We start from the raw sequence: 15,821 nt of genomic DNA on the forward strand, positions 1-15,821 counted from the left end.
AGAGGAGGAATGAAATGATCGTTTTAGAAACAAGAAAGTTAACGAGGGTTTATGGAAAAGGAGAAACTAGATTCGATGCCTTGAAGGGCATTGATTTAAAAATCTATGCGGGTGAGTCAGTGGCAATTATCGGTAAAAGTGGTTCAGGTAAGTCCACATTGATGCACTTATTAGCCTTGTTGGACCAGCCGACTAGCGGAGATCTATTTTTACTTGGAAGAAATGTCAAAGGAAAAAAGGCTGCTGAATTAAACAAACTGCGAAACGAAACCTTTGGCTTCGTGTTTCAGCAATTTTTTATGAACGCCAAAGATACGGTTCATGACAACGTGATGCTGCCATTGAAAATCAGCGGTATGCGTCGAAATCAACGAAAAAAACTGGTAGATGAAGCACTACAAGCCGTAGAATTGGGTGATAAAGCAAAAAATAAAGCATCTGACCTTTCTGGCGGTCAAAAACAACGGGTCTGCATTGCCCGAGCACTCGTCAACAAACCAAAAATCATTTTTGCCGATGAGCCCACCGGAAATCTTGATTCAGCGACGGGAGAAAAAGTCGAAGAGCTATTATTTGATCTTAACGAAAAAGAAAATATCACCCTAGTCATCGTCACCCACGATCCTGATCTAGCTGCTCGCTGTGATCGGCAGATCCATATTAAAGATGGTTTAGTGATTGAGGAGGACGATAAATGAAATTCAACGATTTGTTAAAAACTTCTGCGAAGAATCTGTTGCGAAATAAAGGCCGAACGATCCTGACGATCATTGCTATTTTTATTGGTGCCTTTACCATTTATCTGACTATGGGCATCAATACCGGTATTAACAATTACCTCGACCAACAAATTACAGCTGTCGGTGACAATAGCCTACTAGCAGTCTACAAAATGGATGGCAGCAATAATATGATGCCAACATCCAATATTCAAGAATATGATCCAAATAAATCTTCTGCAGAAGCTAACGTAATTACACCTGCAGATATGGAAGTAATTGAAAGTATCGAGCATATTGATACCGTTAAACCAATCAGCTTTTTAGTAGCAGATTACATTCAGGGAAGTTCCAATACGAAATATCAACTCAACGCAATGGCTTCTGGTGATATCGATTTAGAATTAGAAGCTGGTCGACAAGTCAATAATGAAGTTGATGGATTTGAAGTCATTCTTGATCAAGATTATGTGGAAATTTTAGGTTTTAAAGATGCCCAAGAGGCTTTGGAAAAAGAAGTTACTATTGGTGTTTCTTCACAAGCAACTGGCGAACAAGAAACTGTAACAGCAACAATTGTTGGGGTTCGCCACTTTAGCTTTGTTCAAGCTGGTAGGACTATTTTTAATCAGGCTTTGAGCCAAAAAGTGGTGGAGATTTATGAACTAGGCTTACCAGAAAATTTAAAAAACCAATCTTTTATTGTACAGGCTTATCTAGAAGAAAACTTATCCAGTGAAACAATCGATACCATCAAAGAAGCTTTACTAGAAAATGGCTTCCAAGGAATGACTGTGGAAGATGAAATCAATATGTTTCGTATGGTAATTGATGCAATTACTGGCGTCTTGACTTTATTTGGGGCAATTTCGCTGTTAGCCGCCAGCTTTGGCATCATCAATACATTGTATATGTCTGTTCAAGACCGCACCCGAGAAATTGGTTTAATGAAAGCCTTAGGGATGAGCCGCAGTAAAGTTTTTCTGACCTTTAGTTTCGAAGCACTCTTAATTGGTTTCTTCGGCGCTTTCAGTGGGATCATCGCCGCTTTTAGCTTAGGAAATGTCATCAATGACTATGCTTCAAGTACGTTTCTTGAAGCTTTGACCGGATTTCAATTAATTGGTTTTTCTTGGTCGAACACGCTGACTGTTATGGGTGTCATCTTATTAATTGCCTTTTTAGCCGGCACATTACCTGCTAATCGAGCAGGTAAACTAGATCCAATCCAAGCTTTGCGTTATGAATAAAAATAAATAGTTACTGGACAAACAAAAAAGATGAACTTCGTTAACGAAGCTCATCTTTTTTCTTTTATTAGGCATTCAAGACGACTTTTTCCAGCAATGCACCGGCTTGGTGTCTGCCTTCTAAATCAGTACTTCCAGAAAATTGTTGCACGCGATCCATGTTGGTGATCAAAACGATCACCATGGTTTCTTTGCCTTGCTGCTTGATAAACGGCAGATCCATTTGTGCCAGTTTGGTTTGCGGAGTGACTTGCTCCCCAGCTTTGACAAAGACTTCAAAGCCTTGACCGCCAAGGGAAACTGTATCGATCCCCATATGCACAAGAACTTCAACGCCGTTTTGGGTTTTGATCCCGACGGCATGTTTTGAAGGGAACACAGTGGTGACTTCGCCACTGACTGGTGCAAAGATTTGGCCATCTTGTGACTCGATGGCATAGCCTTCTCCCATCATTTTCGTTGAAAAAACTTCATCTGGTACATCTTCTAATGGGACGTATTCACCATGGGTCACGGCATGCAGATCCACTTCGTTGGTGTAACGATCGCCTTCTGCTGCTTGATTTGGTACCAAGAACCAGCTCATGGCAAAGGATAAGCCGATCGCCAAGATGATCCCTAGAACGGCGTAGATAAAGTATTCCCCGATATAGGCTGGCAAACTAAAGATACTTGAAAGAATGTACCCATAAATACGAACACCGAAGAAACTGATGAAGGCAGAAGCCACAGAACTACCAACTGTTGCTGAGATAAAGGCTTTTTTATACTTCGACAAAATCCCGAATAACGCAGGTTCTGTGATCCCTAACAAGCCTGAAACCGCCGACGATAGAATGATCGATTTTTCTTCTTTGGTTTTGACTTTGAAATAAATAGCTGCTGTTGCGCCGGTGATTGCCATATTTGCCATAAACATCATTGGCATCAGCATATCATATCCTTGATTGGCAAAGTTTTGCAAAGCGATCGGGGTCATGGCATGATGCAGTCCCGTGAAGATTGCGATTGGTCGAATCGCCCCTACCACGATTCCTGCTAAGACAGGCGAGATAGTGAATAATCCAGCCACGCCAGCAGCCAATAAGTTTCCTAGATGGATACTGATTGGGCCAATGACCGTTAATGTCAAGATACCAGCGACAAACAACGAAATCGTCGGTGTAAACACGGTGCGCAGAACTTGTGGTAAGAGTTTATCGACCCAACGGTAAATATAGCTGAGTGCCAGCACGGCAAAGATAATGGGAATCACTGTCCCTGCATAGTTAAAGACGGGTACTGGCAATACGCCGAACAAACGAAAGGCGGAAATGCTTCCTTCGGCTACCGCATTGGTCATTGTTGGAAATTGCAGCGTTGCCGCGATTGCGATCGCTAAATATTGATTGGTTTTAAAAATCCGAGCGGCAGAAGCAGCAACAAAAAATGGCAAGAATGTGAATACGCCGCTCGCAATCATGTCGATCACTAAATAGGTATCTGTTTGATTAGAGATGACATTCAATGCCACCAATCCAGCCATCAATCCTTTGATCATTCCTGCGCCAGCGATAGCTGGAACGATCGGACCAAAAACGCCAGAAACGGTATCCATAAATAAGGAAACGGCGCCTTTTTTCTCAGATGACTCCCCTTGGTTCGCTTCATCAAGTCCTAATTCTTTGGCCAAAGGTGCATAATAATCAGCAACATCCGTTCCTATCACTACTTGCAGCTGATTGCTTTGATATTTTGTTCCTACGACTTTGGGTGTTTTTTCTAACGCCGCATAGTCGACTTTTTTCTCATCCTTTAAATCAAAACGCAAGCGAGTCATACAGTGCCATGCATTGTTGATATTGTCTGATCCGCCAACATCTTTAATGATCTGTTTTACGATGTCTTCTTTGGTCATCTTTTTTTCCCCCTGTTGTTTGCTAACGGTCCTGATCCTTTTGACGGGCGCCCTTTCAGGTGTTTCCGTTTTCACACACATAGTAGCATGCTCACACAGACTTGTAAAACCAGTCCTTTTTTGATAAAACTAGAATAAAAACGCTATATATCAACGTTTTATTATAAAATAGGCAAAAATTGGACTGGTTTTATGGTGTATATCCAGTTTTTATTAGACCAAATTGACAGCGGTTGCCAAGCATGTTTCAATGGCTATAGCAACTAGAGACAAAAATTGGAGTGAATGAAATGACACCAACGATCATCACCGACGTCAAAGCCTTTGCGATCAAACCTGATCGTCATAACCTTGTTGTCGTTAAAGTAGAAACGAACAAAGGCGTATCTGGGTTAGGTTGTGCAACCTTCCAGTTTCGCCCACTAGCCGTAAAAACCGTCGTTGACGAGTATTTACGCCCCCTCTTACTTGGCCGCGATGCCAATCAAATCGAAGATCTTTGGCAAGTGATGAATGTCAATTCTTACTGGCGGAATGGTCCGATCACCAACAATGCCATCTCAGGAGTCGACATGGCTTTATGGGACATCAAGGGACAATTAGCCAATATGCCATTGTATCAACTGTTAGGTGGAAAAGCGCGTACGGCGATTCCCGCCTATACCCATGCCGTGGCAGATAATCTCGAAGACCTTTATCAAGAAATCGATCACTTCTTGGCTGAGGGCTATCGCTATATCCGTTGCCAATTAGGTTTTTATGGTGGAAATCCTAGCCAACTGCAAACACCCGATCAGCCCATCGCTGGTTCCTATTTTGATCAAACAGACTACATGGACACAACACTGAAAATGTTTGCTGCGATCCAAGAACGATACGGCAATCAATTTCAAATGCTGCATGACGTGCATGAACGGCTGCATCCAAACCAAGCGATTCAATTTGCAAAAGCCGCTGAGCCTTTCAATCTCTTTTTCCTAGAAGATATTTTGCCGCCGGATCAAAACAAGTGGTTGCAGCAACTCCGCAGCCAGTCGGCGACCCCGATCGCGACCGGCGAATTGTTCAATAATCCGATGGAATGGCAAGAGCTAGTCAAAAATCAACAGATTGACTTTATGCGTGCCCATGTCTCACAAATTGGTGGGATCACGCCAGCATTGAAATTGGCTCACTTCTGCGATGCGATGGGCATTCGGATCGCTTGGCACACGCCGTCTGATATCAGCCCTGTCGGCTTAGCCGTCAACACCCATCTAAATATCCATCTCCATAATGCCGCGATCCAAGAAACGATTGCGATCCCAGCAAATACCCAGTCGGTCTTTGGTGGTAGTCCGCAACCTGAAAACGGCTATTTTTATCCCATCGAGAAAAGTGGGATCGGAATCACGTTCGATGAAGCAGCAGCTGCGGAATTTCCCGTGGTTTACCGTCCTCATGAATGGACCCAGAGCCGTACACCAGACGGCACTTTGATCACTCCTTAAACACAACAAAAGACATCCCCTGTCCAATCGACAGGGGATGTCTTTGTTCTCTCTGGGTAAGGACAACGCAACTGGCACATTTGCTTTTCCAAAATCAATCGATGCGTGAGCGATGGATCTCACGGTCAAAGGGACGGATATAGGTCACAGCATAATCAATGGCAACGATATTGCTGAACTCATACACGCGGCCGTCTTCTAAAATCGCCCGATTGCTGATCTGCATTGCCGGTGTTCCCCGCTTGCACAATAAAATACCCGATTGCGCGGTCGATGTGGTGATGGGGGTATAGCTGGTAATGTAGTGGGAAATTCGGTATCCGCAGCTTTCGACATAGCGTTGGATCGAGTGCTCCACGATTTCTTGTGTCAATTCGGGAAATAGGCTGACGGGCAATTTAGAGGTTTCCAGCTGTTCGATTTTATAATTGACGATCCGCACTCGTTCAAAGGTCCAGACTTCCTCATCTGGGCCTATTTGGAAAATCTGCTGTTCATCCAACGTTGCTACCGCCTTATTCAAGGAAATCATTTTGGAATGGATGCGGTCATAAGGGGTGCGGGTCAAGGAATTAAAGATCATTGGGTTTTTGACCCATTTTTCATGGATAAAAATCCCTGAACCTTGTACCACTTTGACGATCCCGATCTCTTCAAGGTTTTTGATTGCTTGCTGGATCGTAAACCGCGAAACGCCATAGGTTTGCGCAAGGGTTCTTTGGTTGGGTAATTTGCCGGCAGAAAATTCTTCCTGATAGATTTTACTCAACAGATCTTGCACGATAAATTCACGTTTTTTCATAATGGCTCCTTCATTTGAGCGGGAGCGATCTCGCTCATGGACCAACTGCAAGCCTTCATATCGATACGACCACTGGCTTTGAAGACCACCCCTTCATCGACGAGTGCTGCTTTTCGCCCATTGGCGGAGGGACCAACTAAGACGCCATCTGCCCGCACGACACGATGGGCAGGGACATCCTGAGGGCTCAAGCGCATCGCTCGACCGACTGCTCGCGCGCCGTTGATTTGTCCCAATTTCCACGCAATCTGACTATAGGAGACGACTTTACCAAAAGGGATCTGCCGCGCCAGCGCATAGACTTCTTCATAGAATGGATTCATACTGTTCGCTCCTTCTTTGATTCTTTCTATCATAGTACTGGATTCCCTGCCAATAGTAAATGAACAGACGCAACTTTAGCAATAGCCATACAAACACTCGATTCGTTCTCTAGCAAGCCAAGAACGAATCGAGTAGTCATTAGTTTGGAAAATCAAAGTAGGTTTTCGCATTGTGATAAGAGATATCTGCGACGATCTGCCCTAAATATATTTCATCTGCTGGTAGTTGTCCGTCTTCTACCCATTCACTGATCACCTGACACAAAATCCGCCGGAAATACTCGTGGCGTGGATAAGACAAAAAGCTGCGAGAATCCGTCAGCATGCCGACGAAGTTTCCAAGAATCCCGCCTTCTGCTAGGGTCGTCAACTGATATCGCATACCAGAATACGTATCATTGAACCACCAAGCAGAGCCTAATTGCAGCTTGCCTTTGCTCTCTTCTTGGAACGCCCCCATCAGCGCAGTCAACACTGGATAATCTTTGGGGTTCAGTGAATACAAAATCGTCTTCGGCAGTAAGCTTTCCGCCTGAAGCTGCGCCAATGTCCGACTTAAGCCGCTCGCTAGACGGTCGTCCCCCATCGCATCACCGCCACTATCAGGCCCTTGTTGTTGGAAAAGCTTTTGACTGTTGTTGCGAGTCGCCATCAGATGCAATTGCGCGGTCCAGCCTTGCTTTGCGTATTGGCGCATCAAGTCAATCAGCAAGCCGGTTTGAAACTGTCTGATTTCTTCATTAGTCAGTGTCCCAGTGGTCAAACGCTTCTGAAAAATCGCTTCAAGTGCAGCGGTATCGTAGGCTTCCTCTCCAAGACGTGACAGACTGTGATCTGCTAAACGACAGCCCCGTTGGTGGAAGTAGGAAATACGCACGGCCAATGCTTCAACCAGCGTTTGATAGCTAGTGATTTCTTTGCTCGCAGCTGCAGCCAATTGCTTAAGGTATGCTGGAAATTCTGAATTCTGCAGATTAATTGCTTTGTCAGGACGAAAGGTAGGATACACAGCAAAGGATTCTTCTGCCAGCTTTTGATGATACGTCAACAAATCAATGGGATCATCCGTCGTACAGATCACCTCAACGGCCATCTTTTTGATCAGCCCTCGTGGTGAAAATTCCTTCGTCTGCAACTGTTGATTGGCTTTTTCCCAAATGCTTGCTGCATTGGCTAGTGTCAACCGCTCATCAATACCAAAGATTCGCTTCAATTCCAAATTGGTCCAGACATATAATGAATTGCCAATGCAAGCCTCCAAGGTCTGCGCCCAAGCACAGAATTTTTCGTAGTCATCAGCATCGCCAGTGATCAAAGATTCTGCAACACCATTGGCTCGCATCAAGCGCCATTTGTAATGGTCCCCCGCCAGCCACGCTTGGGTCAGATTGGTGAAGTTTTGGTCTTCGAAAATCTCTTTCGGATCTAAATGGCAATGGTAATCAATGATCGGCTGCTTTTTTGCATACCCATGGTATAACTCTTTGGCAAAGCTGTTTTTCAAAATAAAATCGTCAGTTAAAAACATTTCTTCGCTCCTTTTCTTAACGCTCCACGCTCTTGTCGATGGCTTCCCACAACCCTAATAAGTAGGAAGCGCCGATCGCCCGATCATATAAGCCATAGCCTGGACGTCCCGTTTCTCCCCAGATCATTCGCCCATGATCTGGTCGAATATAGCCGTCAAAGCCATTTTTGTACATCGCTTCTAGGATCTGATACATGTCTAACGAGCCTTCAGAGGAGAGATGCGGTGCTTCATAAAAGTCTTTGTCATTGCCCAAGTATTGAATGTTACGAACATGGGCAAAAGGAATTCGATCCCGGCGACAAAACTCAGCCAAAATCTCATAGACATTATTGGCTGGGTCTTCGGCGATACTGCCAGTACAAAGTGTGATACCATTTGACGGACTGTCGACCACGTTACAGACCCAATCCAGATCATCACGGTTTTTAACGATACGCGGCAGACCAAAAATCGAATAGGGAGGATCATCTGGATGAACAGCCATCTTGATGCCGACCTCTTCGCAGGTGGGAATGATGGCTTTTAGGAAATAAGCAAAGTTTTCTCTTAATTTGTCATCATCGACATCCTTATACGCAGCAAACAATTCTTTGACATGAGCCAAACGTTCTGGTTCCCAGCCTGGCAAGGTATAGCCAGAGCTTGACTCCTCAACTTCTTTGACGATCTCTTCTGGGTCTTTGTCGATCCCTGCTTTTTCAAATGCCATCGTAGAAGAACCATCGGCTAAGCGATAATCGAGATCCGTTTTGATCCAATCAAAAATCGGCATAAAATTATAGCAGATCACTTCGATCCCGTATGCTGCCAAATTACGAATCGTTTCTTTGTAGTTTTCGATATACAGGTCTCTCGAAGGCAAGCCAATCTTGATGTCATCATGAATATTGACACTTTCGATCACCTTCAGAGAAAGTCCAGCTGCTTCGACTTCTTCCACGAGCGCCTTGATCCGTTCTTTGGGCCAAACTGCTCCAGCAGGCAAATCAAAGAGTGTACCGACGATGCCTTTCATCCCAGGAATTTGACGGATATCTGCTAATTTGATTTTATCGTATTCTTTTCCATACCAACGAAATGTCATTTCCATTTTTTATTCGATCCCTTCTACTGTTTCATGTAATGTTTTACGGACTGCGCCGGTTCCTGTTAGCATCTTAGCGAACAAGTGACCCACGTTTTCAGCGATTCCTGCTTGATAGAGATCCAACCCGAAAATCTGCGGATTTGCTAAGATTGGGCGAATGATCCCTTGAACATCGGCGGCTGTCCCTAACTGACACTCCCGTAAAATCTCTTGCAATTCTGCTAAGAGGGGATCAGGACTTGGGACAAATGGATGGCCTTCATCATCGATCGCTAAGAGATAACGCAACCAGCCAGCAATCGCTAAGGGAATGAAAGTCAGCTCAGAAGCCGAGCCTTCTTTCTCCACATACTTTTTGATGGTTTCGCCAAAACGGATGGCGATTTTCTGTGAGGTGTCTGCGGCGATCCGCTGTGGGGTGTCAGGAATCAGCGGATTCGGTAAACGAAGACCGACCACCTCATCGATAAATTTCTTTGGCTGAATGATCTCAGGATCTTCCACTACCGGTAAGCCTTCACGATAGCCGATTCCTTTGATCAAAGCGACAATATCTGGATCGGTCATTTCCGCAGCAATGGATGTATAGCCGAGTAAACAGCCAAACAAACTCATTGCCGTATGCAGTGGATTCAAACAAGTTGTGACTTTCATACTATCGGTTTTGTCTACGATCTCTCGACTCGTCAAGATCACCCCCGCTTTGTCTAAATTCGGGCGACCGTTCGGGAAATCATCTTCAATCACTAAATAATGAGTCGCTTCTGTGTTAGCAAACGGAGCGATCGTCGTTCCTTTATCGGTCCGAATGACTGGCAACTGCTGAATGCCAGCTGCTGCTAATTCTTCTGCAACTGCTGTTGAAGGATTTGGCGTAATCCGATCGATCATTGACCACGGAAACGTCACTTGCGCGTTGTTTTCTAAGTATCGGACAAACGCTTCTGAAACATGCCCCAGCTTTTGCCACTCTTTTGCGATGGTGACCATCGCCGTTTGGAAACGGAGCCCATTTTGCGAAAAATTATCGGTGGAGACCATAGCGATCGGAAGAGCCCCTGATTGAAAACGATCCCATAAAAAGCTAGCCAAAATGCTCATTGTATGGTTGACCTGATGAGGACCCGCAGCGAGATCCGCTTGGACGACAGGCAAAAAATTCCCCTGACTGTCTTTTAAGCCATAGCCTTTTTCTGTGATTGTTACGGTAACCAATTGTAGTGACGGCTCACGAAATACTTTGCGTATATGCTCATAACTCGCAGTGCGGGAAGGATGGCAATAATAACTAGCCGCCGTTGACTGGAGCAATTTTTTCTCCAACCGTCCCCCTTCGTGCATGATCACTTCTAAAATGTCATTCTCGTAAGGCGCGTACACTTGATCGATCACTTGTTCATCAAAGGTTTCACACACTACGATTCCTTTTGACAACGCTTGTTGATCGATCAACGTTTGGGCTACTTCTGCGTGAAATGCCCGATACAAATTTCCCCCACCAAAGTGTAGCCATTGAAACTGAGTATCTGATTGATCCCTCACTTCTTTGGGAACGACCGGCATCGTAACTCCTGCCTGCTTCAAGGCAGCAAAATCAAACATCCTATTTCCTCCTTTTCCATGAAACTGATATATTAGTATTCTAGTTCATTCCATACTGAATTGCAAGCCTTTACAAAAGGTTATTCAACTTATATACTAGTTTTATTACTCAAAACTATCCCTAGGCACTTTCCTTCAGAGTTTTTCTTTCGAAGGGAATTGAATGCCTGATACAGAAAGAAGCGTTTATGTTGAACCCTACAAATTTTCAATCACAAGCTTATGAATCAATCAAAGAGTTGATCTTAACCGCCAAGCTGATTCCCGGTCAAAAAATATCTGAAAAGGAATTGGAGCAACGGCTAACCATCGGTAGGACGCCGATCCGTGAAGCAATTATTCGTCTGCGCCGTGAAGCATTGATCCATGTCGTTCCCCAAAGCGGCACCTATATTTCTAAAATCAGCATCAAACAAATTGAAGAAGCTCGCTTTGTCAGAGAGACGCTTGAAAAAGAAGTATTCGTAGCGGCCTGCCAAGCCGTTACAGAAGAACAGCTGAAAGAACTAGAAAAACTCGTTATTTTGCAGCGGACCTATGCCCAATTGAAAGATGAAATCGAGTTTTTCCAACTCGACGAGGCCTTCCATCAGTTGATTTATAAAATCGCCGACAAAGAGAATGTCTGGAATTGGCTACAAACGATCAATCTGCCATTAAATCGCTTCCGCTTCTTACGTTTAGAGGTGGAGGAATTGTCTTGGGAAATTATTTTGCGAGATCATGAAGAAATCTTAGCAACCTTAAAAGAAAAAGACCAAGCCAAAATTGCTCCCTTGGTCGGACAACACATTGATGTCATTGATAACGATTTGGTTTTTGTGGAAAAAGCCTTTCCCGATTACTTTACGGAGTAAAGCTATTTGAAAATCATGGACCTTAAAAACCACCCTCGTCGAGTAGATAGCCTACTTGACGAGGGTGGTTTCATATGCTGAACAAGCGAGAATACGATCATTCAATCGGGTGATAACTAAAACCTTGCCCCAGTACTTCTGAGACATTATTGACGATCACAAACGCTTTTGGGTCAATCGTCTCAATGATTTGTCTGATCTGCATAAACTCTTGGTCGCTGGCAACGATCAGCAGCACTTGCTTGTCGGCTTGCTGGTAACCGCCTTGGGCAGCCAACAGGGTCGCACCCCGAGCTGTTTTATCAAAGACCGCTTCTCGAATCTCATTCACGTGGTTCTCACTTAAGATCATGATAGATTTCTTTCGGTTAAAGCCGGTTTCAATGTAGGTCATCACACCAGAGGTGATCACGATCGATAAGATCGCAAACAAGAACTCTTCAAACCCGAAAACGAACAAGTTCATGGAAACAACGATCGCATCGGTCGCCAGCAAGCCAATCGCTGGATTCAAATTAAAGTATTTCTTGAAAATCAGCGGTGGAATCGTTGTGCCGCCGCTGGAAGACTGATTTTTGTACAAAATCGCTACTCCTAAAGCAAAAATCGCACTGCCAAAAATCACGGAAAGCAACCGGTCTTCAGCCACCATATATTCCGGAACTAAAGCAATTGCTACTGGAAAAGCAAAACTACCATAGAGGACTTTCAAAAAAGGCCCCTTCCCTAAAAAGGCATAGGCAAGAATAAGCATGAGAATATTCAAGACCATGATCACAGCCGCTCGATCCCAACCGAGTGCTGACTCTAATAAAATACCGATTCCGCTGACACCGCCAGCTGCCACATGATGCGGGCCCAAAAATAAATTGATGCTTGCCGCTAACAAGAAAAGCGCTGCGGTGATTTTTCCATAGGTTTTCAGAATTGTCATTTGTTTCCTCTTTTCTCTGTCATTTTCACGGTTTATTCAAGCTGCTTTGCAGCCATTCTTACTCCTCACTATACGCCCATTTGATGTCACCGACAAAATTTATGTTTAGCCAGAGGGAATAACCGGAAATCTGTTGGCTGATTGCCTGATTCAATCGTTCTCGCAAGGGATCTTGCTGACCTACTGTATCGAGAGGAGTTGCAGGTAAAATCACTACATCTAATTCCACAATGACTTGATTACCGACTTTGGCGGTACGTAACACAAAGTCCACCACTTCTTCTGCGCGCAATTCTTTTTCAACGATCGTCATGATGGTCTCCCGCAGTTCTTCTTTTGGAGTAGAAGAAGTCAATTCTAAAATCGCTGCTTTCAACTCTTTTATCGAAAGCTGGATAAAGAACAAGGTGATCCCGATGGAGATGATTGGGTCGACATACATCGCAAAATTCCCATAGGGACTGGCTTGGATCAGCCAGGACACAAGAAATGAACCGACGACACCCAGACTAAAGAAAAAGCCGAAACGCCATTGTTCTAGTTCCACCCAATAAAAGGGATGGGTCAGTGGTTTCTTTTTTAAGTACAAGTAAAAAGAGAAACAGTAGATCGTACCAACCAGCGAGAAATACAAACCGATTGGATCAATCATGCCATCACTGACGTGTAATAAACTAAAAGCAGACTCAATGATCCCATAAATTGAGATCAGCAGGATGATACTATATTGAATAAATACCACTAATGGCATCAATGCCTCTTTACCGAATGGGAAACGTTCAAAATCTTGGGCTTGGATATATTTTGCCACGTACAAAGCAATCAGTGACATCACTGCACCAATCAATGTATAGACCCCATCTAACAAGAGGACGTTATAACTGACCAGCAACCCAAAAAGCAAGGCCCCGCCACCATAGATACTCCCAGCGACAATCGATGCCAACAAAAGCTTGCGTATTTTTTTCTTTTCACTCATGATACTCCTCATCTTTCACAAAAAAACTATTCTTTTGATTGCGTTCTTCTATCTATAAGCCTATCTTCCCATATAAATAACATGAAAAACAGTCAATTTTTTCATACAAAGCGGAAAAAAATAGTGTTGCTGTCAATCATTCACTCTATTCTCTAATGACGTATATACGGTTTTCCTCTTCCTCTCTTTTTACATTCTGGTGTAAATCCCCTTGACTACACAGATTGATTCCCTTATCATCAAGGGTAACCATATTCAATCAGAATTTTCAGAATATTCCGTTATATTTTTCATGACGGCGATTCATTGGAAGACAGGGAGGATGAAGAGAGTGAAAGAAACAAAACAAGTCCCATGGACAGGAGAACCAAATCAACGTGCGATCAACTATTTGAATGAAGAAGGCAAAGTGATCGTTTGCCCAACCAAAGTCGGCTATATCATTGCCGTCTCTGATAAAAAGGGGCTGGAACGCAAGTTTTCAGCAAAGAATCGCAAGCGTAACAAACCAGGCGTCGTTCTTTGCAGCTCATTGGAACAGCTACATGAATTAGCCGAATTAAATGCGGAAACCGCCGCCGTTTACGAAACTTGCTGGAACAATGACGTGTTATTCGGTGCGATTTTGCCTTGGAAAGAATCAGGAAAAGCCTATATCCCCAACGATGGTTCAGAAGAATTGATGACGGACGTTCGGGGAACCAGCTGTTTTGTGATCAAATTCGGTGTCCCTGGTGAGCAGATTTCAAAAGAACTTTGGGATCAGAAAAAGAAATTGCTTTTCGCCAGCTCAGCGAACCCTTCAGGCAAAGGAAACCGCGGACTTGTTGAAGGGATCGGCGAACAAATCGCGCAAGAAGCCGATCTAATCATTGAAGGCAACGACTATGTTGCATCGATCCAACCAGACAAAACGCTGGAAACCCGCTATGAGCAAGGAGTCATGGTTTCTTTCGTTGATAAAGACGGCAACTTGATCCCTGAGCAAGGAGACCAACGTTCCATCACTCCCGCACCTGTCTTGATCCGTAAAGGACTCGATGTTGAAAAAATCCAAATGTACCTTTCTGATCACTTCAACTCATGGGACTATCGCCACGGGGAGTACTATTGATCTTTCATCGTCAACAAAGAACCGAAGAACCAGCTAGCTGTCTCCTTTTCAAGGAGAACCGCTAGCTCGTTCTTCGGTTTTTCTATCGTGTTTCTTTCAAAAGCTGAATGATCTCTGCCTGTTGTTTGATGATCGTATCTTGTTGCTTGATTTTAATCCAGTTTTGATCGATTTGGATAGCTGCTCCGAGGTCTTTGTAACTAAGGTTGGGGATCTCCATGAAATGTATTCGGTGTGCAGATAAGTCATTAAAGATCTGGACAGACAGACCATCACTCAATTCATGGATCTCTTTTTCTTCAAGATATTGGTTGATCAGATTTTCTACAGTCAAACGCTTTTTTCGTTTCTTGCCTTGTGTGCCATTCGAATTTTCGGATTTCTTGTTCGTACCAAACATTTTTGTTCTCCTTTCGTTAGGTGATCTTTTCTCCATTTTGTGATTCCGTGTCTCTTCTTCAGTAACCAAAATAAAATCGAGAGAAACCTACATATAAATATTTTGTCACAAAATAGCATTATTATCTACATGTTATTGTTTTTAACGATAAAAAAGAGGGATGAATTACGATCTGGTTTTATCTGTCTTAGAATTCCAACTTTATTTCTGCTATAATACCCTCATAAACACATAGGAGGTACTCGATGAAAAAGCATTCCTCAATTGCTTTCTAGGGGACGACGCCAATGACAGTGACTTTGGACTACACTTACTGCTGGGTTGTGGGCTGCCGCAACACAGTGCTTAGCACAAAACGAAAAAACTAAGCGTGGTACGGATTGCGAAATCGCATGAAGCTGGAAGCAGAAGTAATCGTTACGGACGGTGAATGTGTCCCTAGCCAAAGAAGCCTGATGAAGAACGAACGGAACCCTTTTCTCTCAAAAGAAATCATTCTTTTGGAGGAAAGCAAAATGAGAAAAGATGAAAATACGACCTTTGTTTGTAAAAACTGCAGTACGCCTGTGGCACCCTTGACCAATGGTTCTTACCGCAACCATTGTCCCCAGTGTCTCTACTCGTTACACGTGGATATTCGCCCGGGTGATCGTCAAAATACTTGCCATGGCTTGATGCGACCGATTGACTATCGCCAACATTCCAAAAAAGGCTATCAGCTGCTGCATGAATGCACCCGCTGCAAAAACCAGCAGTGGAATATCGTGGCACAGGATACGCAACAGCCAGACCATTTTATTGAGTGGTTGACTCAAACCGCTGCGTATCACTAAAAA

The 15,821-nt window shown here is 43.9% G+C and carries 15 protein-coding genes; 6 read left to right on the forward strand and 9 right to left on the reverse strand.

Going from position 1 to position 15,821, the window contains the following annotated elements; genetic code table 11:
- The first annotated feature begins 14 nt into the window (after positions 1 to 14).
- Entirely contained in the window at positions 15 to 698 is a 684-nt protein-coding gene (locus tag IGI96_RS03585; protein WP_005228498.1) for an ABC transporter ATP-binding protein, read from the forward strand.
- Positions 695 to 1,969: an ABC transporter permease gene (locus IGI96_RS03590; protein WP_086337934.1), complete on the forward strand. Its 1,275-nt coding sequence runs from the start codon at positions 695 to 697 to the stop codon at positions 1,967 to 1,969. Before IGI96_RS03585 ends, IGI96_RS03590 begins: the two co-directional genes overlap by 4 nt.
- Before the next feature lie 67 nt (positions 1,970 to 2,036).
- Here IGI96_RS03590 and IGI96_RS03595 read toward each other — a convergent pair whose 3' ends face one another.
- Positions 2,037 to 3,866, reverse strand: coding sequence for a glucose PTS transporter subunit IIA (locus IGI96_RS03595; protein ID WP_086337933.1), 1,830 nt, complete (start codon positions 3,864 to 3,866; stop codon positions 2,037 to 2,039).
- Between the two features lie 290 nt (positions 3,867 to 4,156).
- Here IGI96_RS03595 and IGI96_RS03600 point away from each other — a divergent pair, with 290 nt between their 5' ends.
- Positions 4,157 to 5,356: an enolase C-terminal domain-like protein gene (locus IGI96_RS03600; protein WP_074933270.1), complete on the forward strand. Its 1,200-nt coding sequence runs from the start codon at positions 4,157 to 4,159 to the stop codon at positions 5,354 to 5,356.
- Between the two features lie 94 nt (positions 5,357 to 5,450).
- Here the strand turns inward: IGI96_RS03600 and IGI96_RS03605 are convergent, their stop codons facing one another.
- The 5 genes from IGI96_RS03605 to IGI96_RS03625 all read right to left on the reverse strand — a co-directional run bounded on the left by IGI96_RS03605 (position 5,451) and on the right by IGI96_RS03625 (position 10,701).
- Entirely contained in the window at positions 5,451 to 6,158 is a 708-nt protein-coding gene (locus IGI96_RS03605; protein ID WP_005228494.1) for a GntR family transcriptional regulator, read from the reverse strand.
- Positions 6,155 to 6,481 carry an MGMT family protein gene (locus IGI96_RS03610; RefSeq protein ID WP_074933265.1) on the reverse strand — a complete coding sequence of 109 codons (327 nt, stop codon included), beginning with the start codon at positions 6,479 to 6,481 and terminating at the stop codon, positions 6,155 to 6,157. Before IGI96_RS03610 ends, IGI96_RS03605 begins: the two co-directional genes overlap by 4 nt.
- A gap of 139 nt (positions 6,482 to 6,620) precedes the next feature.
- Positions 6,621 to 8,009 (reverse strand): glucuronate isomerase, encoded by a 1,389-nt coding sequence (gene uxaC, locus IGI96_RS03615; RefSeq protein ID WP_438784828.1) that lies wholly within the window; start codon positions 8,007 to 8,009, stop codon positions 6,621 to 6,623.
- 16 nt (positions 8,010 to 8,025) lie between these two features.
- On the reverse strand, positions 8,026 to 9,102 hold the full coding sequence (gene uxuA, locus IGI96_RS03620) for a mannonate dehydratase (RefSeq protein ID WP_074933260.1): 1,077 nt from the start codon (positions 9,100 to 9,102) through the stop codon (positions 8,026 to 8,028).
- Positions 9,103 to 9,105: 3 nt separating this feature from the next.
- A complete protein-coding gene (locus tag IGI96_RS03625; protein WP_086337931.1) occupies positions 9,106 to 10,701 on the reverse strand; it encodes a mannitol dehydrogenase family protein in 1,596 nt (531 codons plus the stop codon).
- Between the two features lie 188 nt (positions 10,702 to 10,889).
- Between IGI96_RS03625 and IGI96_RS03630 the strand changes: the two genes are divergently transcribed.
- Positions 10,890 to 11,558: a GntR family transcriptional regulator gene (locus IGI96_RS03630; RefSeq protein WP_015510256.1), complete on the forward strand. Its 669-nt coding sequence runs from the start codon at positions 10,890 to 10,892 to the stop codon at positions 11,556 to 11,558.
- A 97-nt stretch (positions 11,559 to 11,655) separates the two neighbouring features.
- Here IGI96_RS03630 and IGI96_RS03635 read toward each other — a convergent pair whose 3' ends face one another.
- The gene (locus IGI96_RS03635; RefSeq protein ID WP_005234105.1) at positions 11,656 to 12,492 is read right to left on the reverse strand and encodes a YitT family protein; all 837 of its coding nucleotides are present in this window, start codon (positions 12,490 to 12,492) and stop codon (positions 11,656 to 11,658) included.
- A 58-nt stretch (positions 12,493 to 12,550) separates the two neighbouring features.
- The gene (locus IGI96_RS03640) at positions 12,551 to 13,471 is read right to left on the reverse strand and encodes a cation transporter (protein WP_015510258.1); all 921 of its coding nucleotides are present in this window, start codon (positions 13,469 to 13,471) and stop codon (positions 12,551 to 12,553) included.
- Positions 13,472 to 13,793: 322 nt separating this feature from the next.
- Between IGI96_RS03640 and IGI96_RS03645 the strand changes: the two genes are divergently transcribed.
- The gene (locus IGI96_RS03645) at positions 13,794 to 14,585 is read left to right on the forward strand and encodes an L-threonylcarbamoyladenylate synthase (protein WP_034859003.1); all 792 of its coding nucleotides are present in this window, start codon (positions 13,794 to 13,796) and stop codon (positions 14,583 to 14,585) included.
- Positions 14,586 to 14,667: 82 nt separating this feature from the next.
- Here the strand turns inward: IGI96_RS03645 and IGI96_RS03650 are convergent, their stop codons facing one another.
- Positions 14,668 to 14,985 carry a hypothetical protein gene (locus IGI96_RS03650; RefSeq protein ID WP_074933251.1) on the reverse strand — a complete coding sequence of 106 codons (318 nt, stop codon included), beginning with the start codon at positions 14,983 to 14,985 and terminating at the stop codon, positions 14,668 to 14,670.
- 515 nt (positions 14,986 to 15,500) lie between these two features.
- Here IGI96_RS03650 and IGI96_RS03655 point away from each other — a divergent pair.
- Entirely contained in the window at positions 15,501 to 15,818 is a 318-nt protein-coding gene (locus IGI96_RS03655) for an RNHCP domain-containing protein (protein ID WP_170927546.1), read from the forward strand.
- Positions 15,819 to 15,821: the final 3 nt, after the last annotated feature.

The organism is Enterococcus sp. DIV0421 (assembly GCF_051713745.1).
Lineage (GTDB): Bacteria > Bacillota > Bacilli > Lactobacillales > Enterococcaceae > Enterococcus_D > Enterococcus_D casseliflavus.